Here is a 21,548-nt window from a genome sequence, read left to right as displayed (position 1 = left end):
AATAAACTTATTCAATGGTGATTTTTGTTTAGTTTATTGAGCAAGCCAGTGATTAGGTTTGACTTCTTTAAGGATCTCTTCAGCCAACTTTTCTGGATCAACCTGATAATGAATACGTTGACGTTGACGTTCGTAATCAGGATCTGGTAAAGGAATTGCTGAGAGTAAGGACTGGGTATAGGCATGTAAAGGGTTTGCATACAATTCCTCAGCTTCGGCTAACTCTAAAATCCGACCACGGTTCATAATGGCAATGCGATCACTGACATATTTAACCATGGATAAATCATGGGCAATAAAGAGATAGGTTAGTCCTCTTGATTCTTTTAGTTCTTGTAATAAATTGACCACTTGAGCTTGAATGGAAACATCTAAAGCTGATATCGGTTCATCGGCAACAATGAATTTTGGTTCAACTGCTAAAGCTCGTGCTATCCCAATACGTTGACGTTGACCGCCAGAAAATTCATGAGGATAGCGACCAGCGTGATCAATATTGAGCCCTACATCTTCTAAGAGTCGATTGACTTTTTCGTCTCTTTCCTCTTTTGATTGTGCGAGTCCATGAATATCAATGCCTTCAGCAATAATATCACGAACCTTCATACGAGGATTTAAAGAAGCATAAGGGTCTTGGAAAATCATCTGAATTTCTTTATGGAATTTCAAACGTTCCTTTTTGTTGTAGCTACTCGATAAAGCTTTGTCTTGAAAGATAATTTCACCACTGGTCGGTTGATAGAGGTTAACAATTGCTTTGCCAATCGTTGATTTACCAGAACCTGATTCTCCAACTAACCCAAAAGTTTCTCCAGGAAAGATTTCAAAGGAAACATCGTCTACCGCTTTGACTTCCTTATCAGTTCCTTGGTGGTAGTATTGTTTCAAGTGCTTAACTTGTAGAATAGGTGCATGCTTATTCATAATGCTCCTCCATTCCACTCTTATCGGTCTGTGACTGCTTTTTTCGACAACGTTGATATCTTTCTAAGATAGCAGTTGGCGGGGTCATTTTTGGAGCCATTGGGTGGAGTAACCAAGTGGCTGCATAATGTCCAGGATTGACTTCAAACATGGGCGGTTCCTCCTCAAAATCGATAGCCAAAGCATATTCTGACCGATAGGCGAAAGCATCTCCTTTAGGAGGATTTAAAAGGTCAGGTGGGCTACCGGGGATAGCATATAATTGATCTTGTTTGGAAATGGTTGGCATAGCTGTCAAAAGTCCCCAGGTATAGGGATGTTGAGGATGGTAGTAAATATCATCCACTGTCCCTATTTCAACGATTTTACCCGCATACATAACGGCAATTCGGTCTGCTACATTGGCAACCACACCCAAATCATGAGTGATAAAGATAATGGTCATATTCTTTTCTTGTTGAATTTTTTTAAGTAATTCAATGATTTGTGCTTGAATGGTTACATCTAAAGCAGTTGTGGGCTCATCGGCAATAAGCACTTCAGGATCTCCCGCTAAAGCAATCGCTATCACAATCCTCTGTCTTTGACCACCTGAAAATTGATGTGGATACTGATTAATTCTTTTCTCTGATTGAACAATTCCACATAAATCCAAAAGGTTAATGGCTTCTTTACGCGCTTGTGAGTGATTAAAACCGCGTTTACGAATTAAAACTTCAGTAATTTGTCTTCCGATGGTTAGGGTAGGATTGAGGGCGGTCATTGGATCTTGAAAAATCATGGCAATTTTGCTACCACGTATAGCTTCCATTTCTTTTTTAGATAATTTTAAAAGGTCTCGTTTTTCAAATATCACTTCGCCTGCTTCAATGGTCGCATTTTTAGCTAGAAGCCCCATCAATGCACGTGTGGTTACTGATTTACCTGAGCCTGATTCGCCAACAATTGCTAATGTTTCACCGGCATACAAGGATAAGTTGATTCCACGAATAGCTTTTAATTGGCCAGCAAAGGTTTTGAAGGAAATATTTAAGTCTTTAATTTGAATGATAGCCTTATTCATGAAGTCACCTACTCTTTCATTTTGGGATCAAAAGCATCACGCAGTCCATCTGCTAATAAGTTAAAGGACAACATGATTAATGAGATAACAGCTGCTGGATACCACATTAAATGGGGTAAAAAGCGAAAAGTCTTGTAACCTTCACTCAATAAAGTTCCTAAGGAAGCGTTGGGTGCAGGGATTCCAATCCCGATGAAACTTAAAAAAGCTTCAAAGAAGATGGCAGATGGTATAGCAAACATCATTTGGACAATAATAATTCCTAACATATTGGGAAGGATATGTTTTAATAGAATCTTGCCAGTCGATTGGCCTAATACCTTAGCAGCTAAGACATATTCTTGTTGTTTTAAACGAAGTGTTTGCGCTCTTACCACCCGGGACATTGATATCCAAGAGGTGAGAGCAATCGTAATAATAATAGATAGTAAACCGGGCTGCAATACTAAAAGCATCAGAACAACGATTACTAAATTGGGAACACCTGAAATAATTTCCAGTATTCTTTGCATCAGTGTATCTACCTTACCGCCTAGCCAACCAGATATCATGCCATAGGTTACACCGATAATGACATTGATTAGAACAGCAATAAATGCGACTAAAAGTGAAATTCGAGTTCCATATAAAATACGTGAGAGGAGGTCACGACCTAAACCATCTGTTCCAAGATAGTAGTAGGTTCCCTCAGCCACATTGGCATTTTGATAGGCATCAGTCAAAGCACCACCTCGGTTGACACTTTTACCACTAAACCATGAAAAATCTTCTAAACCTGGTATTTTAGGAGGGAGGTTTGCTTGAGCTGGATTTTGTTGGAACGGTGAAGCGGGTGCAATCCATGGGGCTAAAATAGCAAGAAGTAGAATTAAAATAACGAAAAAGAGTGAAATCATAGCACCTTTATTCTTTTTTAATCTCCGCCATGAATCTTGTAGAAAGTTCAGTGAAGGGGCTTCAATCTTTTCGTTGTCTTCACTTTGGATAGAAATTTTCGGTTGAAAGAGCTTTGGATCTATATCCGCTGTGTGTTTTGTTGAAGCATTATTCGCCGTATTTAAAGAATTTTCGATTGGCATCTAGCCACCTCCTTCAACTTGTCGCATTCTAGGATCTATAAAGCCGTATAGAATATCGACGATTAAAATAATAACAACTAATAAGACAGAATACATAATTGTAATTCCCATAATGGTTGGGTAGTCATTCACTAAAATTGACTTGGTAAACTGCTCACCAATTCCAGGAATTGAAAAAATTTGTTCAATTACCAGTGAGCCGGTCATGGCAGCTGCTGTCATGGGTCCTACTATTGTTAATAGAGGTATAATCGCATTACGCAGCGCATGCTTAGTAATTATATAAAATTTTGAAAAGCCTTTAGCGGTTGCTAATTCAATATAGTCAGAGTGAAGCACTTCAATCATCTCAGTTCGAACGAAACGAGCAGACTCTGCCATAGGTGAAATGGCTAAAGCAAGACTTGGAAGAATAGTTGAGGCATAGCCGTCACGCCAGAAAGCAATTGGTAGCCAATCTAGCCAAACAGCAAACAGAAATTGAAGGACCACAGCATAAACAAAGTTGGGAACAGATCTTCCGCCAATAGCAAAAACGGAGGTGAAGGTATCGATCCAAGTGTTTTGTTTAACAGCTGCAATCATTCCTAAGATAGTTCCAATTACCACACCAAAACCCATGGCTTGAGCTCCTAAAATCATAGAGGGGCCGGCTCGATCTAAAATAATTTTAGTAACAGGTAAGTTATTATATTGAAAGGACACCCCTAAATCCCCTTTTAATATATTTGCTAAGTAGGAAAAATAGCGAACAAGTAAAGGTTGGTTGAGACCATATTTTTCATTTAAAAGTTGAAGTTGGGTCTCGGTTAAAAGATCTTGATTGGCAAAAGGGGAACCAGGTAAGAACTGTAAGAGGAAAAAGGTAACGGAAATAATAATCCAAAGCGTAATTAACATATAAAAAACACGCCGGATTATAAATTTTGTGTAGGAATTCATGGTTATCCACCTTTCGTATTTTAAAGTTAAACAGTATAAACCCTTTTGTGTCAATCATGCCATTATTGCTTATATTATCTTTTATTTTAATACAATTAAGTAAGAATTATCCACTTCATGAGCTGATAGAGTCAAAAATTTATAATGGAAAGCCATTAAATTTTAAAGCTTTAGTAGAATATTGGCAGACTATTAATAGTTCTAGCTAATAATACTACATGGCTGTTTAATGATCTAGCTTGTATAATACTTGATAAATGGATAAAGTCCAATAATAATTAAAGCTTTTAAACTAAATAAATTTGTTATTCGAACTATAAATAATTAAAGAATGATTAATTTTAAGGGAGTGACACATGGGTGATATTAAGAAAGCGATTTGTCTCAAAGATTTAGATAGAACAGATATTCGATAGCTAGAATTCGTTGAGTAGAAGCTATTAAACAATCGGATAAGTTAGTGACCTTTGACGACTTTGAACGTAATACTTTAGCAAGAAGGAGAATATCCTAAAGCTGAAATTGAAGGGAAGCAGGCATTATTTGTGGTAAAACTTGAGCCAAGAGAGATGCTTGTGATTCAATCACATGGTATGTTAGATAATATTAGCTATTCTTAAAAAAGAGATTCCTAACGGAAGTTGAGCAGGTTGGTATCTATTGAACGGATGATAAATACCGAAAATTAGGCTACCTGGTAGTGGATCTTCCACTGCTAGGTAGCCTAATTATTTTAATAAAGAAAGTTTAGAGTTTCATTTATTATAGATTTACTCTGCAGTTCGATATGCAGTTCTTAAATTGATTGTTCGACCAAATGGTAAAACTTCGAAGCCTTTTACGCTAGTATCCAATAAGTAGGTAGTAGATGCTTGATAGAATGAAGACTGAGAAGCTTCATCAGCGACGGCAATCTTTTCTGCTTCAATAAGAGCTTGACGACGTTTTTCTGGGTCATTGGCAAACTCGTTTCTGGCTTGATCAATTAATTGATCCACTTTCTCATTGGAGTATTGACCAAAGTTGATGCCTCCGTCTGATTCCATTTGTTCTACAAAGTTGATCGCATCTTGATAGTCTGGAGCCCAAGTTCCATAGAAGATATCGAAATCAAGTGATCTTTGTAATTCTAAACGATTTTGTAGAGGGACAGAACGAATTGTAATCGTTAATCCGGGAAGATTTTGCATTAATTGAGCTTGAATATACTCAGCTGTACGACTAGCTAAATCTGAGTCAGAAATTAGTAATTGTAACTCAATATTATCTTGTCCTAATTCTTTTTGAGCTGTTTCCCAATCTTTTTGAGCTGCCTCAATATCGAATGTAAGCATTTCACCCGCTTCTTCACGGTAATCCACGCCTTCATCATTTACATCAAATCCTGAAGGAACGAAACCGTTTAAAGAAGTTGACCCATCTTGAATGACTGACTGGGTATAAGTGTCTTTATCAATCGCTTGAATAATGGCCCTACGCAAAGCAATATTATTGGTTGGTTCTTTGGTGGCATTGAACTGTAGGTGTCCGACAGTTGCTTTAGGAATCTGGTTGAAGAAATCAGCGCCATTGTATTGTCCTACAAATTGATCATTCAAGATAGTATAGTCTAGTTCGCCGGCGTCAAATAAGTCAGCTCCGGTTCCTGTTTCCTTAACAACAGACACTAGGACTTCTTCTAAAAAGACCTTTTCAGCATCCCAGTAATTTGGGTTTTTAATCAATTTCCATTCTAAACTGGTTCCTTCCCATCCTTCAATGAGGAAAGGACCATTCATAGCAATACTGTCTGCGCTTGTTCCATAAGCTTGACCTTTTTCTTCAACTACCTTTTGGTTAACTGGCATAAAACGAGAACCTGTGAGTAATTTTGGTAGATATGGAGCTGGATATTCTAACTCAATTACCAAAGTTTTCTCATCAGGAGCAGTCACTCCTAAATCAGAAAGTTCAGCTTCACCATTACGAACTTTGCTAGCGTTTTTAAACACTTCAACAGAAGAAGAGGTATTGGCGTTATTCGGATCGACTAATCTTTGATAAGTAAAGACATAATCGTTAGCTGTAACAGGGTCACCATTAGACCAAGTTAAACCATCTCTTAAGGTGAAAGTATAGGTTAAACCGTCTTCAGAGATATCGACATTTTCAGCTTGCCCCAATTCGACTTCACTACCAGTTGAAACACGGTAAAGTCCTTCAAAAATTTGTCCGATCATATCTGAAGATGGGGTATCATTATAAAGCATAGCGTCTAGAGTTGCTAGTTCTCCAATCGACATAATAGATAATTTTTGTTCGACATTGGGATCTATTTCTTGAGCTGATATCGGCGCAAGATTTCCTATGAGAAGACCAGTAACTGCGATAGAAATCGTTATAAATTTGAATAGTTTATTTTTCATAAGCCGCTCCTTTTTAATTTTTCTTTAATATAACATAGATAAGTGAAAAACTCACAAAATAAGATTGGGGGGTCGATTAAAAGAGAAATTGATAAACCTTATCTCAAGATTAAGATAAGGTTTATCAATTAGAGATTACATTTGTGCAAGCAAATTTAAATACTTAGAGACCACATCGTAACTGAGCATTACAATTTGTACAAGTGTTACAACCCCCAATATCTTCAACGATTCCTTTACGACAAATTGGACAAGTATCTCCTACTTCTGAACCGTAGACCACATCATCAGTATGACCGCTTTGGGTATAATGATCTTTCTCAGCTAAATCAACTAACTGACGCAATTCTTCAACTTCATCGACAACACGTATTTCTTGATCTTCAACCTCAAAAAGAGCAATATTTTGATCTTTTTCATTTTCCTCTGCTTTGAGAGTAAGAACTTGAGAATCTCTTGAACCATCAACATAAACGGTTCCGCCTTTAGCTCCCCCACTGTATAAACGTTCATATATTTCTTCGACTTGTTGAACAGTATAACCTTTGGGGGCATTCACTGTTTTAGAGATGGATGAGTCTACCCATCGCTGGATAGTTGTTTGAACATCGACGTGTTCTTCTGGCTTTAATTCCATGGCTGAAACAAAAGTTTCTGGTAAGTGATCAGCATCTGCTTCTGGATGACGCTCTAAATATTCTTGAACAATTCCAGCGTTTACTTCAATAAACTTACCTAAACGTCCAGAGCGATAATATTTAAAGGCAAAATAAGGCTCAAGACCCGTAGCTACTCCAACCATCGTACCGGTTGATCCAGTAGGAGCGACTGTTAGTAAGTGAGAGTTTCTAATGCCATGTTCTAAAATACCCTGATGAATGTGCTTAGGTAATTTCTGCATATAACCTGTTGAAATAAAGTTTTGACGCAATTGTTTCGTTTCTTCATCGGTTGAACCTATTAGGAAGGGGAAACTTCCCTTTTCTTTGGCTAATTCAATCGAAGTTTCATAAGCAGTGATCGCAATCGTTTGGAAGACTTTATCAATCAATTGATTACCTGAAGCAGAACCATAACGTTGATTAGTATAGATCAATAAGTCAGCTAGCCCCATAACACCTAAACCGATTCGGCGCTCTCCTAAAGCTTGATGACGATTGGCTGCTAAGAAATAAGGGGTAGCATCGATAACGTTATCTTGCATACGCACACCAACACGAACCGTTTCTTTCAATTTTTCAAAATTAACCGTGTGTTCATCTTTATTAGCCATATTTGCTAAGTTTATAGCTGCTAAATTACATACAGAATATGGAGCTAAAGGTTGTTCACCACAAGGGTTAGTGGCTACGACTTTTTGGCCATAGGCTTTAGCATTGGTATCCTTATTAGCATTATCAATAAAGAAAATACCAGGCTCTGCTGAATAGGTGGCACAAATATTAATCAATTTCCATAGTTCACGAGCGGGAATACTTCGGTATGTTCTGACTGCATATCCCATCTCTTCCCAATCACGTACATCTCCTACTTGATGCCATTGAGTATTATAAGCATGCATTTCTTCTTTATTATAATGTTCGACATCAGGGAAACGTAAGTCCCAATCTAGGTTTTGCTCTACCGCTTCCATAAATTCCGAAGTGATAGTTACTGAGATATTTGCTCCTGTTAAAAAGTCTTCATTGTGGACTTCATAAGCACCCTTATCACGTAAAACAGCTCTAGAATGCTCAATGATATCTACATTAAAGCCACCAAAATCCTCTTTATTTTGATAGGAAGCAATTGTTTCATGCATTACTTGGTCATTAGGAGTGAGTGGAACAAATTTAAGTTTTTCCTGTGCTAGCTTTTGAATTAATTCATCTTCTGTTTGTTCAATTAAATAACGTAGAACGCGGGGGTTTTGCATTTTAGAAATGATAAATTCAATAATATCTGGATGCCAATCTGCTAACATAATCATTTGTGCACCCCGGCGCGAGCCACCTTGCTCAACAAGGTGAGTTAATTGAGCAATGTCGTTTAACCAAGAAACAGAACCCGAGGACTTACCGTTTACTCCTCTTGCCAGAGTATTTCGAGGTCTTAGAGTGGAGCCGTTAGTTCCTACACCGCCACCGCGCGACATGATTTCCATTACTTCTTTGCGGTGTTCAGCGATTCCCTCGCGAGAATCAGGGACAAACGGCATAACGTAGCAATTAAAATAAGTAACATCCGTTTGTGAGCCTGCTCCATATAGGACACGACCAGCCGGGACAAAGTTTAAATTAGAAAGCTGATTATAAAAAGCTTCAAAAGAGCTTTCTTGTTTTTCTTTTGTACTTTCAATTTCAGCTAAACCGACTGCATTACGGTGGGCGATTTGTTCATAATATATTTCTAAAGGCTTATCTAAACTGTCAATGCTTCGCAAGATTAAGCCACTAAGGCGCTCTTTTTCGTTTTCAAGATTACCACGGTATTCTTCTTCTAATAAAACAAGAGCTTGACCTTTTTCCCAATCAAGTTCTTGCACAATACCAATACCTCTTGCAGGATAGGATGGATCAGGCTTTACAGTTAAGACTACTAAATCGCCAGCTTTTAGAGTTTTCTTAGCGGTGTCTTTAAAAGAATACCTGTCTAACATAACCATTCGTGAGACACCAGAGTGAGTGATTTTCATTTCCGATGTAACAGGAGTTACTTGAGGGAAATGTTTGATAGCCTCATTAAGATCTTGACGGTTCCATTCGACAGTCTTTGGAATTAAAGTATTCGTTTCCATAATCAGTTCAGCCTCTCTATTAAGATCTTCGATACATTTTGAATATTCTAACAAACATAGTAAGAAACACAATATATAGGATATAAAGATAAAATAAAGCCCAATATATTGTGTTTATTAAGTTCTGTAGTTTAGTATACTTGCTAAAAAACAAAATTTCAATCTTAAAAACACAAACATTGAATGAAATTATACCTATGACTACTTAATCGTGATTAAGAGACAAGTCCAAACAAATAGCTTTTCAAAAATAAAAAGATTGTGTATAATGGTCAAAGAAAGTCAATGTTAAACAAAATTAGCTTGAAGGAGGGTTGAATTTGTCCAGAAAAAATATGTCCGATATAATTGAAGCTTATCTTAAATCCTTCTTGCAAAACGCAGAACATGTAGAGATAAAGCGCAGCGATATTGCTGATCAATTTGACTGTGTCCCTTCACAGATCAACTATGTTATTAATACACGATTTACTCAAGAGCATGGTTATCTGGTTGAAAGTAAACGAGGGGGCGGCGGTTATATCCGTATTTTAAAAACTCAATTGACCTCGGATGCAGATGAAGTTGCTTCAATGTTAGAATTAATTGGCAATCAAATTTCATATCGAAATGGTGTGAATATTATTGAAACGTTGATTGAAAGAGAAATAATCACACAAAGGGAAGGAAGACTTATTTTATCAGTGATTGAAAAATCTGTCCTTCATGCGATTTCAAATCAAGATCAAGTGGCTCGAGCCATGTTGTTAAAAACTTTTCTCCATCAATTACGCTATGAATTAACTAGTTAGCTCTCAGTCGAGGATTATTAAATAGAGGTGAAATAAATGTTTGAAGAATTATTTACAGAAAGTGCACGCCAGGCCATGATGTTTGCAGCCGAGCATGCCTATGTTTTCCACCATCAAGCAGTTGGTACGGAACATATTTTGTTAGGATTAGCTCGTGAAGAAAATGGAATTGCCGGTAAAGTCTTAAGAGATTATGGGGCAGAATATGCTGTGCTTGTAGATGAATTAGAAATGATTCATGGAAAAAGCTTAAAAGCAGGTAGACGTGGTGAAGTGGTCATTCCTTATTCCCCACGCGCCAAAAAAGTAATAATGAATGCCTCTAGTGATGCTAAACGTCTTGGCGCTCCAAAAGTAGGGACAGAGCATTTACTTTTAGGCTTACTGAAAGAAGAAATACTCGCTACGGTATTATTGAAAAATATAGGAATTAATCTGGCAGAATTACGTAAAGGAATATTCGAGGAAATTGGAATTAATCAGCAGAAGCGTTCAGATAGTCAAAGTAAAAGAGGGCGACGTCAACAAAACACGAATACTCAATCTAATACTGCTACTTTGGATGGAGTTTCAAGAGATCTAACACAATTGGCACGCGAAGGTAAATTAGATCCGGTTATCGGTCGCGAAAAAGAAATTCGTCGTATGATTCAAATTATTTCTCGCAGAACGAAAAACAACCCTGTTCTTGTAGGAGAACCGGGCGTTGGAAAAACAGCGATTGCTGAAGGGCTGGCTCAAGCAATGGTGACAGGGAAAGTACCAAGTGAAATTGCTGAGAAACGTCTAATGATGTTAGATACAGCTGCTTTAGTTGCAGGAACTAAATATCGAGGCGAATTTGAAGAACGAATGAAGAAGATAATCGAAGAAATATCTCAAGATGGTAAAGTAATTCTTTTTATAGATGAACTCCACACACTTATTGGAGCTGGAGGAGCCGAAGGAGCAATTGATGCTGCCAACATTCTTAAACCGGCTTTAGCAAGGGGAGAAATTCAAACAGTGGGAGCTACAACCTTCGATGAATATCAAAAGCATATTGAAAAAGACTCTGCCTTAGAACGTCGTTTTTCTAAAATTGTGATTGAAGAGCCTTCTCAAGCTGAGTCTATTCAAATTATAACTGGACTAAGGTCTAAATATGAACAGCATCATCATGTGGAGATAAGTGATGAAGCGATTGAAGCGGCAGTCAAATTGTCCTCACGCTATATGAATGAGCGTAAGTTGCCTGATAAGGCGGTTGATTTAATCGATGAAGCATCGGCTAAAGTAAGAATCGAAGAAGGCAAGCAAACTGATAATTTAGCAGAGCTAGAATTGCAACAAAAAAACCTAGCGAATCGTAAAGAACAAGCCATTCTCGACCGCAATTTTGAATTAGCTGCCGATATTCGAAAAGAAGAGCAAGATTTAGAAAAAGTTATTGAGAAGGCTAACAAAAAAGCCAAGAAAAAAAATGAACAAAAAGAATTAAGTTATCCAAAAGTAACCGCTGAACATGTAGCTGAAGTAACAGCACTGGCAACAGGTGTGCCAATCTATCAAATGGATGTAGCGGAAGCTAAACGTTTAGTTCATTTAGAAGCTGAGTTGCATGAACGCGTAATAGGACAAGATTCAGCCGTTTCTTCAGTAGCGCGTGCTATTCGGCGTGCTCGTTCAGGCTTGAAGAGTCCACAAAGACCAATTGGCTCCTTCTTATTCTTAGGACCGACTGGTGTTGGAAAAACAGAATTAGCCAAAACCTTAGCTAACTCCATGTTTGGTTCACAAGATAATATGATTCGTGTTGATATGTCTGAGTATATGGAAAAACACGCCGTTTCTCGTTTAGTCGGTTCTCCTCCAGGATATGTCGGTTATGACGAGTCTGGACAATTAACTGAAAAAGTTCGCCAAAAACCATATTCAGTGATTCTACTAGATGAAATTGAGAAGGCGCATCCAGATGTCTTTAATATCTTATTACAGGTTTTTGATGACGGTCATTTAACAGATGGTAAGGGTCGTCGGGTCGACTTTAGAAATACAATTATTATCATGACATCTAATATCGGTGCTACTGCTCTTCGCGACGAGAAGTCAGTTGGCTTCAGCGCGGTTAGCTTTGCTGATGACTTTAAAGCGATGGAAAAGCGTATCTTAGAAGAGTTAAAACGTGCTTTCCGTCCAGAATTTTTAAACCGTATCGACGAAACGATTGTCTTTCACTCATTGGATAAAGAACATATTAAAGAAATTGTTAAACTTCAAACCAATGAGATTGTTAAACGATTAGATGAATTAGAAATTAATGCGCGTATAACTGATACAGCAATCGATATTATAGCGGAAGCAGGATTTGATCCAGAATATGGAGCGCGTCCAATCCGCCGAGCTATTCAAAAACAAATTGAAGATGAATTAAGTGAGATGCTCTTGAATGGAGATATTGCTTTAGGAGATAAAATAACAATTGGTGGTCGCTCAGGATCCATTCGGATTAACAACCGATCAAAATAGCTGGAAAAATCGATGATCTTATCTAGAATAGTAGCCGAGTAAGCCTAGCTTATTCAGCTACTATTTTTTGATTATAATAATTGATAGTCTATCAAAAGCTGAAAGCATTTTACTATCTATTTTATACGTTTAGTGATAAGGTTTATATGAAGTAAAAAGAAATTAATAAAGAGGTGGAATATATTATGTTGAATAAAAAGAACAGATTGACCAATATTATCGCTGGTACAGCAATTGTTGCAGCCGTTACAGGCGTTATTCTTTATACATATTTAGATGATGATGCTAATGAACGTGTAAGAGGCATGATTAACCGTGAGAAAGTCAAAGCTTATGTTAAGCATCAATTAAAAGGCTCCGATCATTTAGTGAATATCGTAAATGACCTTTCTGATGAAGAAGTAAATACTTTAGTAGGTATTGCTAATAAGACTAAGGCCACTCAGTCTCAAATGAGTGAAGGTTTTATTCAGATTATTAACCGTGCTAAAGAACTAGCTGATGATGCTGGTGAAAAAATGCATAATCTGTTTTAATAATTACAGATATATAGTCAAAAGCAACCTATAGATGGAGGTTGCTTTTTAATTTGAAATACTTTTATTTAAATAGGAGTCAGTGAATGGAGAATTTATTATTTAAAGAGTTGGATTCAAATCAACAGGTCCAGCATAAAAAATGGATGCTTGAAGCAATTAAGGAAGCAAAAAAAGCTGAAGCAATTGGTGAGGTGCCGATTGGAGCTGTCGTTGTATACAATGATGAAATAATTGGAAGAGGCTTTAATGTTAGAGAAAGTCAGCACCAAGCTACAGGTCACGCTGAAATATTAGCGATAAATCAAGCTAATGAAAGGCTACAAGCATGGCGGCTTCAAGGGGCTAAGTTGTATGTAACTTTAGAACCTTGTCCAATGTGTGCTGGAGCATCTGTGTTAGCGAGACTTGAACAAGTAATTTTTGCTACCAGAGATCCTAAAGGGGGTTGCAGTGGCAGCTTAATGAATTTATTACAAGAGGAACGCTTTAATCATCAAGTGGAAGTTATTGAGGGGGTTTTAAAAGAAGAATGTAGCCAGATGATGTCTAATTTCTTTAGACAACTGCGACAGAAGAAAAAAGCAAAGAAGAAAGACAAGGCGAAATAGGAGGATATCCACAGAAAAGTTGTGCAAAAGACGACTTATGCACAACTTTATACACAGGCAAGAAATGAACCTTAGCTCTAAAACATGAATTTTACAAAAGGAGCCATTCATGCTATACTATTAAAAGGCAATGATGGATTCACGAACCGAGTCAGGACCGGAAGGTAGCAGCTATAAGTGATGAAGTCATGTGCCTATTTTATTTTGTCTAATTTCCTTATTAGATAGGCTTTTATAGTATTTTTTAAACTTAAAGGGTAGCAAAAAGATAACTTCTTATATTCTTGAATATTTTTATGAGGTCATCAAAAGCTATCATAACAACACATAATCTAAGCGCTGTCACATTGTTGTAAATGTGTGAAAGTGACTCATGCGACTTTTTGTCTTGATCGTCTATTTTATAAGCTTCTGAGGGGATCTATATCTAAAAGAGAGTACTCCTAGAAGATTATATAATTGAGAGTACATACCATGGTGAGTGTTATTTTACTTTTAAGAGACAAGCTAATAATATAGTTAATGTTGATTAAAAAATAGATTATTATATAGTTTAAACTTGTTGCAAAGGTTGATGATATTAAGTATATATAAATAAATACTTATTAATTTGCTAATCAATATAAAGATATATCGAATGTTTGTAGGGGTATTTTGCATAAGAAACTAAGCGACATACCTACATGGGTGCATGGGGGGAAATTACCTTTAGTATATTTAGTATTATAGGCGCCTTGAAAATCGTTTTTGATTTAATGTAATTTTCCACCTTATAAAGGTGTTTTTTATTCTCTGAAAAAATTGCATGTAAATTTACAAAATATTTACAATGAATTTACTTAAAGTTAATACTAGCATGCTATATTTTTGTCAACGGTCACTTTAAAAGGATCGATAACAAAGGAGGAAGCACCATGAAAAAAGTAATTAAGAAATTGATGGTGGGATTACTATCAGCTTCAATGTCAGTAACGAGTGTATTACCTTTAAGTCAAACTGTTCAAGCTGCAGAGCCAGTTAAATTATCATTCTGGCATGGAATGGGAGGCTCTGTTGGAGAAGCTTTACAAAAACTAGTAGATCAATATAATGAATCTCAAGATGCGGTGGAAGTTGATGCACAGTATCAAGGGTCTTATGACGAAACATTAACCAAATTACGTTCTTCTGCTTCAGGATCAGAAGTGGGTGCAGATGTGGTTCAAGTGTTTGAAGTTGGAACAACCTTTATGATTGATTCAGGTTTAACGGTTCCAATTCAAGATTATGTAGATAAGACAGATTTTGATTTAGATTTATTGGAGCCTAATTTATTGGCTTATTTCACTATTGAGGATCGATTACACTCGATGCCTTTTAATAATTCGACCCCTTTAATGTACTATAATAAAGATATTTTTGATAAAGCTGGCGTAGAAGTTCCAACAACCTTAGAAGACTTAATTGAAATTGGACCCAAATTACAAGAAGCTGGTGCCGCTATGCCAGCATCTATCGGAATCTATGGTTGGTGGATTGATCAATGGTTTAACAAAATGGAAAAAGAAATCTTTGACCATGCTAACGGACGCGATGGAGCACCTGAATCAGTGGCCTTTATTGAAAATGGAGGTATGGAAAAGATTTTAACCATGTGGAAAAAAGGTGTGGATGCGGGTGTTATGCCTAACGTAGGTCGTGAGGGTGGACATCCAGAATTTATTGCAGGGCAATCAGCTATTACTTTTGGTTCCACTGCAAGTTTACGTCAATTGTTAACTGAAGTAGATGGGCGTTTTGAAATTGGTACGGCTTATTATCCTGGTATCGACTCAGAAGATAAGGGTGGTGTATCCATTGGAGGCGCTTCTCTTTGGATGATTGAATCAGATGATGAGGCTAAAAAAGATGCTGCTTGGGACTTTATTCAATTCTTAGTATCTCCTGCCTCACAAGCACAATGGAATGTTGATACAGGATATTTCCCAGTTAACCTAGCGGCCCACGAGGAGCAAAACTTTAAAGACAATTTAGAAGCATTCCCGCAATTCCAAACAGCGATTGATCAGCTGCATGATTCGACCGCAGATGATCAAGGGGCTTTAGCAGGTGTTGCTCAAGAAGCGCGTCAAGTTTTTGAAAATGAACTTGAAAAAGTTATTAATGGTGAAACAGATCCTAAATCAGCTGCACAAGCTATGGCAGATCAAATCAATAAAGCGATTGAAAACTACAATCAAGCCAACCAATAATTTAATGAATTAAATGTATAGATAATCGAGGGAGCTTCATTATTGGTGTTCTCTCGATTTTTTATGTGGAAGATTTTTGATGGGAAGAGGTGGAAAGATGGAAGAAATTGTAATCATCGAGTCAAAGAGAAGTACTTGGGAAAAAGTAAAAGGATATGGCTATTTACTCCCAGCGATGACAATCTTATCTATATTTATGTTCTGGCCATTTTTTCAGACCATTTATCGGAGTTTATTTTTGACCAATAATTTAGGACAAAATGCAGAATATCTTGGTTTGGGGAATTATACAGAACTTTTTGCAAGTGAAAGCTTTTGGAACAGTGTTTTAGTATCTTTTAAATTTGTTGTTATAGTTGTTTTTGTAGGCGTTGTATTAGGCTTTATTACAGCACTTTTATGTCAAAAAACATTCCCAGGAATTAAAATTTTTTCAACTTCATACGCTATGCCAATGGCAATTGCGTCTGCTGGAATGGCCATGATTTTTCAAGTGATGTTAAATCCAACGGTTGGGATTGTGAACCGGATTTTGGGAACTTATATTAATTATCTCTCTCAACCAAGCAGTGCCTTATTAGTTGTGGGTATTTTGACCGGCTGGTTGAATTCAGGGATGAATTTTTTGTATTTCTCATCTGGCTTAGCCAGCATTGACGATTCTCTTTATGAATCAGCTTCGATTGATGGGGCAAACGGGATTAAGAAATTTATTTATATAACCATTCCATCATTGAAGCCAACCCTTTTTTTCGTGGTTGTAACCAACGTTATTAACGCTTTCCAAGGGTTTGGACAGATAAATATTTTAACCAAGGGTGGTCCAGGTCAAGCAACGAATGTGATTGTTTATGATATTTATCGAAATGCCTTTATGAATTATCGCTATGGCTATGCTTCAGCCGAGTCAGTTGTTTTATTTTTAATCGTTATGATCTTGACCAGTATCATGTTTAAAATCCGTGGAAAGGAGAGTGCATAATGGCAGAACTTATTAAAGAAAATAAGGACAATAAAATTAAAAAAAGACGCGAATCAATCACTGTATGGAGTATTGTACGATTGCTTTTAAATATAGTTATGTTACTGATTGTTCTTTCGCCTTTATTGTACGGGCTAATGATGTCCGTTAAACCTTCTGGAGAGCTATACGATCCAGAAAGTGTTTGGTTTCCTAAAAATCCTACATTAACTAACTTTCTTGATGTTTTTAAAATAGCACCGATAGGAATTTATATAAGAAATTCAATGATTGTTGCAGTAGCCATCACTCTTAGTCAGTTAATAACTTCTGTCTTAGCTGCTTTCGCCTTTCGCTTTTTGAACTTCAAAGGTAAAGGGCTGTTATATGCATTGATCCTATCGACAATGATGATTCCAGGCGAAGCCGTTATTATTTCGCAATTCTTAATGATTTCATCTTGGGGTTGGAATGATTCCCTCTACGTGTTAATCATACCCTTTATTATTTCAGCCTTTAATATCTTCTTATGCGTTCAAGCCTTGCAGAGCTTTCCTTATGAAGTGTATGAAGCTGCTAAGGTAGATGGTTGTACAGATTTCAGATTTGTTTTAACCATTTTGATGCCTTTGATTAAACCAACCTTAGGAGCTATGTCTGTTCAATCATTCTTATCGGGATGGAATATGTATATGTGGCCTTTACTAGTGACAAATAATGATCAGAATCGTACCGTTCAGATAGGTATTAGCATGCTGAATTCGGTGGATTCACAGTCACTGGTTTTAATGGTAGCAGGGGTTATGATCTGTATGGTTCCAAGTCTGCTTATTTTTATTGTTGGATCAAGGAATATGGTAAAGGGACTTACGGCCGGAGCAGTGAAAGGATAAGGAGAGAATATTTATGGCGAAATTAAGTTTAAGAAAAGTTGCTAAAATCTATGATGATGGCTTTAAAGCAGTCAAAAATATTGATTTGGAAATTGAAGATAAAGAGTTCATCGTATTAGTAGGTCCTTCTGGCTGTGGCAAGTCAACAACTTTACGTATGATTGCTGGTTTAGAGAGTATTTCAGAAGGAGAACTCTGGATTGGTGATTTAAGGGTTAATAACTTACAGCCAAAAGATCGTGACATTGCCATGGTTTTCCAATCTTACGCGCTTTATCCACATATGAATGTTCGTGATAATATGGGATTTTCAATGAAGATGAATGGAATCAGTAAAAAGGATCGTCAATTACGCGTAGAGCAAGTTGCTAAAGCGCTTCAGTTAACGGAACTACTTGACAAGAAACCAGGCGCTTTATCAGGGGGACAACGTCAAAGAGTGGCTTTAGGTCGAGCTATGGTGCGAAATCCTAAGGTTTTTCTATTAGATGAGCCTCTATCCAACTTAGACGCTAAATTACGGGTATCGATGCGGTCTGAAATTACCCAGTTGCATCGTGAATTAGGAACGACCTTTGTTTATGTTACCCATGACCAAACAGAAGCCATGACAATGGGAACGCGAATAGCTGTGATGAATGCTGGAAGTATCGAACAATATGACACACCGGCCAATTTGTATTATAATCCATGTAATAAGTTTGTTGCTGAATTTATTGGGTCACCCATGATTAATATGTTCAATGGTAGATTAGTCATTAAAGATGGGAAAGTAAACCTTAAAATTGCTGATCAATCGTTTGAGCTCGCTGAAGAAGTTAAAGATCAGTTGCTTGTTGAAGTAGAAGACCAGGAAGTTTATATTGGCATTCGCCCGGAGGACATGCACCATAAGGCCGAGGGTTTAAACACCTCAGGTTTGAATGTTATCGCTAAAAATGTTGAGCAAGTAGGCTCTGACACTTTTGTTTATTTTGATCATCCTACTTCTAGTCGGGAGTTGGTGGCTCGTTTTTCACCGGCACGTCCTGTTAAAATTGGCGAAGAAGTTCAAGTTCAGTTGGACTTGAATAAAATCATGTTGTTTGATCAGAAAACAGAAGCGTCGATACTCAATCGAATAGTGGGAGAGGATTTTGATAAATAATGGTAAAAATTATTGCACATCGCGGTTATTCTGGAATATATCCTGAAAACACCATGTTAGCTTTCAAAGAAGCGGCAAAATTTCCGATTGAAGGCATTGAGTTAGATGTCCATTTAACTAAAGACCAAGAGGTAGTCATCATTCATGATGAAGCGATTGATCGCACTTCAACAGGTAGTGGCTATGTAAAAGATATGACCTTAATTGAATTACGTCAGTATAACTATTATGCTAACTTCAAAGAAACACAAGTTAAGTCCGCAAGAGACATTCAAATTCCGACTTTGCGCGAATTTTTTGAATGGATGCAGCCTCTAGATATTAAAGTTAATATCGAGTTGAAAACTAACATTTTTCGCTATGAGGGTCTTAATGCTAAAGTTTTAGAATTAATCAGGGAATTTAAATTAGAAGATCGTGTTTTGATTTCATCTTTTAATCACCACAGTGTGCGTGATTTTATGCGCCTAGCAGGGGATAGTAAAATTGAATACGGCTTTTTAACGGCGTCGGGTCAATTAAACCCTGGTAAATATTGTAAGGAACATGGTGTCGGTCATTATCATCCTGCTTTTGTGACTTTGGACTTAGAAGATATTGAAGAATGTCATCGTCAGGGAGTCGAAATTAACACTTACACAGTCAATGAAGCTGATCATATCCAGATGATGATTGATGCGGGTGTGGATCGCATTATAACCAACTATGTTGAGAGAGCTTTAGAATTAATTTAAGTTCTAGCAAAAAAAATCCTTCTGGATATTCAGAAGGATTCTTCAAATTGAAGACAAACCGTTCTTTGACTAGCCCTTAAAGAACAGTTTGTCTTAGTTTACATTAAAAGTTCGCTATATAATATAAAAAGTGAAACTTCTCATCTCCAGTATATTTGTCAATTTTTTCTAGTTCATACACGTAAAAGTAAGGCCAGCTTTAAATTCCATCAAGGGCCGTTCAATTAAATGTGTATCGAAAACCATGTTGTTTTTTAGTAGTGCCGAATAATCTTTCAACGGACTCATTTCATTCTCTATAAAGAGCACGCGCACTTTCTGAATACCTGATATTCTTACACCTTTCAAGAGCTTCTTGCCACATATGTCAAGTAATAACTGATTCATTTTGATATTTCTTCTAATCTTGACTAGAAGTCTTGTAGTCAAGATATCCTTTTCGATAGGTAATCGTATAATGATAGGCCACATTGTTTTTGTCTAAATAACAGTCATAGTATTCATCATATACAATATCTCTATTCTCGGGTTTAAGTCTTGGCAGTGCAAAGGGGGAACATTGGTGTGATTGCTTGCTTTTAAAGAATTTGAGCGATGGTGGGCGTTTTATATCTCTATCCGCAATTAAAACTTCAAGTTAAAAGGAATAATCTTATTAAATATTGAACAGAAAAATTGTGTGTGGTGGGTATTTCCTGAGTGTAAACTATAACCTAAAACCCACCCATTGCAATCAAAAACCATTTGAATATTATAGCCAAAGACTTCTTTATAGTCCCCTGTATGAAACAACCCTGTATCCGTATCATTGAGACTACTTTTTGTGTTTTTTAGTAGCTTTCTACATGAATCGTTCGATTTTTTTAACAGCTTCCTTCATTTCATCTGCCAATCATATGGTTGGCACCAGCATTTCTTCGTTCGTATACTTTGGCGATTTGCACAAGGTTTGACGTGTGTAACATCTATAAACTAGATTTGTTGTCGATTAGTCCTGCCTCCAAACACAGTACGAGTATTTGGCTAAAGATCTTTTGACGATACTTGTCCTTTCAAAACGCTGCTTGTAATTCTTTCCTAAAGTTCAAAAATGTGTCACTATTCAGTGAGAGATAGACCTAAGAACGAGCGATAGGCAACATTTATTTGAATTTCTTGAATGGTTTGCCGCATACTTGGAGTATAAAAGAGATGTTGAAGAATGGAGGTTTTGATAAGCGTAATCGGGTCAATACTTGGGCGTGCATTATCCAAACAATAGTAATCATCAACTAAAGAATATATGAACGAAAAATCAATATGGCTATCAATTTTTCTCAGAAAATAATTCTCAGGAACGAGAATGTTTAGTGAGTGAAAGAACACCTGATTACGTGCTTCAAATGTTTTACTATCTGCCATTGACTGAAATTATTGAAATCATCCGTTTTCTTTTCATTATAACTATCATTTGAAAATTATAGAAATAATGGCGATAGTTAGAGTGCTCAATAAGGTAAATATAGGTTAATATACAAATTTCAGAAACTTGCTCATTTGGAATGATATACTTTTTAGACCAAAATCTATGGATACTTTCTCAATTTAAAAATTCTAAAAGTATTTTCTTATTGAATTAAGTTGAATTGAACTTAGTTTAACAATTCAAGCAAAAATTGAAAGAATAAATTTTTGTGAAAACGGTTAACATTTATGTTTAAAAGTGTATAATATTATTAACCTTAAAAAGAAGGGACATAGCGTAAAATTTCTTGTGTAAGCTCCGAAACTCCCTAGAAAAAGAGACTTCACTTATGTAAGATTGTAATAACCACAAAACAATCACAAATAGGAGGTCCCTTATGGAAGACTTTAACACAAAATGATTCACAGCACTAGCCCAAGGAGAATCTATTCATGAACTGTTTCGTCAGGCCTTAGAAGATGCCATTAATCTACTGCTTGAAA

At 36.7% G+C, this 21,548-nt stretch carries 16 protein-coding genes and 1 other RNA gene; 10 read left to right on the top strand and 7 right to left on the bottom strand.

Going from position 1 to position 21,548, the window contains the following annotated elements; genetic code table 11:
- Positions 1 to 33: 33 nt before the first annotated feature.
- From ACQV2O_RS04055 to ACQV2O_RS04030, 6 genes are all read right to left on the bottom strand, one after another.
- Positions 34 to 924 carry an ABC transporter ATP-binding protein gene (locus ACQV2O_RS04055; RefSeq protein WP_428875060.1) on the bottom strand — a complete coding sequence of 297 codons (891 nt, stop codon included), beginning with the start codon at positions 922 to 924 and terminating at the stop codon, positions 34 to 36.
- A complete protein-coding gene (locus ACQV2O_RS04050; RefSeq protein WP_428875059.1) occupies positions 917 to 1,987 on the bottom strand; it encodes an ABC transporter ATP-binding protein in 1,071 nt (356 codons plus the stop codon). The genes ACQV2O_RS04055 and ACQV2O_RS04050 overlap by 8 nt, the downstream gene beginning before the upstream one ends.
- A gap of 8 nt (positions 1,988 to 1,995) precedes the next feature.
- Positions 1,996 to 3,066 (bottom strand): oligopeptide ABC transporter permease, encoded by a 1,071-nt coding sequence (gene opp3C, locus ACQV2O_RS04045; RefSeq protein ID WP_428873092.1) that lies wholly within the window; start codon positions 3,064 to 3,066, stop codon positions 1,996 to 1,998.
- Positions 3,067 to 4,008, bottom strand: coding sequence for an ABC transporter permease (locus ACQV2O_RS04040; RefSeq protein WP_428875058.1), 942 nt, complete (start codon positions 4,006 to 4,008; stop codon positions 3,067 to 3,069). It abuts the gene before it with no gap.
- 770 nt (positions 4,009 to 4,778) lie between these two features.
- Entirely contained in the window at positions 4,779 to 6,413 is a 1,635-nt protein-coding gene (locus ACQV2O_RS04035; RefSeq protein WP_428873094.1) for a peptide ABC transporter substrate-binding protein, read from the bottom strand.
- A gap of 163 nt (positions 6,414 to 6,576) precedes the next feature.
- A complete protein-coding gene (locus ACQV2O_RS04030; protein WP_428873095.1) occupies positions 6,577 to 9,189 on the bottom strand; it encodes a vitamin B12-dependent ribonucleotide reductase in 2,613 nt (870 codons plus the stop codon).
- Between the two features lie 320 nt (positions 9,190 to 9,509).
- On the opposite strand from ACQV2O_RS04030, the gene ACQV2O_RS04025 reads away from it, so the two are divergent.
- From ACQV2O_RS04025 to ACQV2O_RS03980, 10 genes are all read left to right on the top strand, one after another.
- Positions 9,510 to 9,980: a CtsR family transcriptional regulator gene (locus ACQV2O_RS04025; RefSeq protein WP_428873096.1), complete on the top strand. Its 471-nt coding sequence runs from the start codon at positions 9,510 to 9,512 to the stop codon at positions 9,978 to 9,980.
- Between the two features lie 36 nt (positions 9,981 to 10,016).
- Positions 10,017 to 12,488: an ATP-dependent Clp protease ATP-binding subunit gene (locus ACQV2O_RS04020; RefSeq protein ID WP_428873097.1), complete on the top strand. Its 2,472-nt coding sequence runs from the start codon at positions 10,017 to 10,019 to the stop codon at positions 12,486 to 12,488.
- A gap of 185 nt (positions 12,489 to 12,673) precedes the next feature.
- Positions 12,674 to 13,024, top strand: a complete 351-nt coding sequence (locus tag ACQV2O_RS04015) for a hypothetical protein (RefSeq protein WP_428875057.1) — start codon at positions 12,674 to 12,676, stop codon at positions 13,022 to 13,024.
- A gap of 86 nt (positions 13,025 to 13,110) precedes the next feature.
- Positions 13,111 to 13,635: a tRNA adenosine(34) deaminase TadA gene (gene tadA / locus ACQV2O_RS04010; RefSeq protein ID WP_428873098.1), complete on the top strand. Its 525-nt coding sequence runs from the start codon at positions 13,111 to 13,113 to the stop codon at positions 13,633 to 13,635.
- A 118-nt stretch (positions 13,636 to 13,753) separates the two neighbouring features.
- Positions 13,754 to 13,843, top strand: an RNA gene (ffs, locus tag ACQV2O_RS04005) — signal recognition particle sRNA small type.
- 706 nt (positions 13,844 to 14,549) lie between these two features.
- Positions 14,550 to 15,866, top strand: coding sequence for an ABC transporter substrate-binding protein (locus tag ACQV2O_RS04000; protein WP_428875056.1), 1,317 nt, complete (start codon positions 14,550 to 14,552; stop codon positions 15,864 to 15,866).
- A 97-nt stretch (positions 15,867 to 15,963) separates the two neighbouring features.
- Positions 15,964 to 16,848 carry a carbohydrate ABC transporter permease gene (locus tag ACQV2O_RS03995; RefSeq protein WP_428875055.1) on the top strand — a complete coding sequence of 295 codons (885 nt, stop codon included), beginning with the start codon at positions 15,964 to 15,966 and terminating at the stop codon, positions 16,846 to 16,848.
- On the top strand, positions 16,848 to 17,720 hold the full coding sequence (locus ACQV2O_RS03990; protein WP_428873101.1) for a carbohydrate ABC transporter permease: 873 nt from the start codon (positions 16,848 to 16,850) through the stop codon (positions 17,718 to 17,720). The genes ACQV2O_RS03995 and ACQV2O_RS03990 overlap by 1 nt, the downstream gene beginning before the upstream one ends.
- Before the next feature lie 13 nt (positions 17,721 to 17,733).
- Positions 17,734 to 18,867, top strand: coding sequence for an ABC transporter ATP-binding protein (locus tag ACQV2O_RS03985; RefSeq protein WP_428873102.1), 1,134 nt, complete (start codon positions 17,734 to 17,736; stop codon positions 18,865 to 18,867).
- Positions 18,867 to 19,601, top strand: a complete 735-nt coding sequence (locus ACQV2O_RS03980; RefSeq protein ID WP_428873103.1) for a glycerophosphodiester phosphodiesterase — start codon at positions 18,867 to 18,869, stop codon at positions 19,599 to 19,601. Before ACQV2O_RS03985 ends, ACQV2O_RS03980 begins: the two co-directional genes overlap by 1 nt.
- Before the next feature lie 1,098 nt (positions 19,602 to 20,699).
- Here ACQV2O_RS03980 and ACQV2O_RS03975 read toward each other — a convergent pair.
- Positions 20,700 to 21,002: a transposase gene (locus ACQV2O_RS03975; RefSeq protein WP_428875054.1), complete on the bottom strand. Its 303-nt coding sequence runs from the start codon at positions 21,000 to 21,002 to the stop codon at positions 20,700 to 20,702.
- Positions 21,003 to 21,548: the final 546 nt, after the last annotated feature.

Origin of the sequence: Facklamia sp. P13055 (genome assembly GCF_050409445.1) — a bacterium.
Taxonomy (GTDB): domain Bacteria; phylum Bacillota; class Bacilli; order Lactobacillales; family Aerococcaceae; genus Facklamia.
Note: the sequence above shows the minus strand (reverse complement) of the source record. Positions and strands in the feature narration are given on the sequence as shown.

Bases quoted from the DNA above. Each gene is read 5' to 3' on its own strand.
- ACQV2O_RS04055 (WP_428875060.1), bottom strand. From the start codon at position 924: ATGAATAAGCATGCACCTATTCTACAAGTTAAGCACTTGAAACAATAC.
- ACQV2O_RS04050 (WP_428875059.1), bottom strand. From the start codon at position 1,987: ATGAATAAGGCTATCATTCAAATTAAAGACTTAAATATTTCCTTCAAA.
- opp3C (WP_428873092.1), bottom strand. From the start codon at position 3,066: ATGCCAATCGAAAATTCTTTAAATACGGCGAATAATGCTTCAACAAAA.
- ACQV2O_RS04040 (WP_428875058.1), bottom strand. From the start codon at position 4,008: ATGAATTCCTACACAAAATTTATAATCCGGCGTGTTTTTTATATGTTA.
- ACQV2O_RS04035 (WP_428873094.1), bottom strand. From the start codon at position 6,413: ATGAAAAATAAACTATTCAAATTTATAACGATTTCTATCGCAGTTACT.
- ACQV2O_RS04030 (WP_428873095.1), bottom strand. From the start codon at position 9,189: ATGGAAACGAATACTTTAATTCCAAAGACTGTCGAATGGAACCGTCAA.
- ACQV2O_RS04020 (WP_428873097.1), top strand. From the start codon at position 10,017: ATGTTTGAAGAATTATTTACAGAAAGTGCACGCCAGGCCATGATGTTT.
- ACQV2O_RS04015 (WP_428875057.1), top strand. From the start codon at position 12,674: ATGTTGAATAAAAAGAACAGATTGACCAATATTATCGCTGGTACAGCA.
- tadA (WP_428873098.1), top strand. From the start codon at position 13,111: ATGGAGAATTTATTATTTAAAGAGTTGGATTCAAATCAACAGGTCCAG.
- ACQV2O_RS04000 (WP_428875056.1), top strand. From the start codon at position 14,550: ATGAAAAAAGTAATTAAGAAATTGATGGTGGGATTACTATCAGCTTCA.
- ACQV2O_RS03995 (WP_428875055.1), top strand. From the start codon at position 15,964: ATGGAAGAAATTGTAATCATCGAGTCAAAGAGAAGTACTTGGGAAAAA.
- ACQV2O_RS03990 (WP_428873101.1), top strand. From the start codon at position 16,848: ATGGCAGAACTTATTAAAGAAAATAAGGACAATAAAATTAAAAAAAGA.
- ACQV2O_RS03985 (WP_428873102.1), top strand. From the start codon at position 17,734: ATGGCGAAATTAAGTTTAAGAAAAGTTGCTAAAATCTATGATGATGGC.
- ACQV2O_RS03980 (WP_428873103.1), top strand. From the start codon at position 18,867: ATGGTAAAAATTATTGCACATCGCGGTTATTCTGGAATATATCCTGAA.
- ACQV2O_RS03975 (WP_428875054.1), bottom strand. From the start codon at position 21,002: ATGGCAGATAGTAAAACATTTGAAGCACGTAATCAGGTGTTCTTTCAC.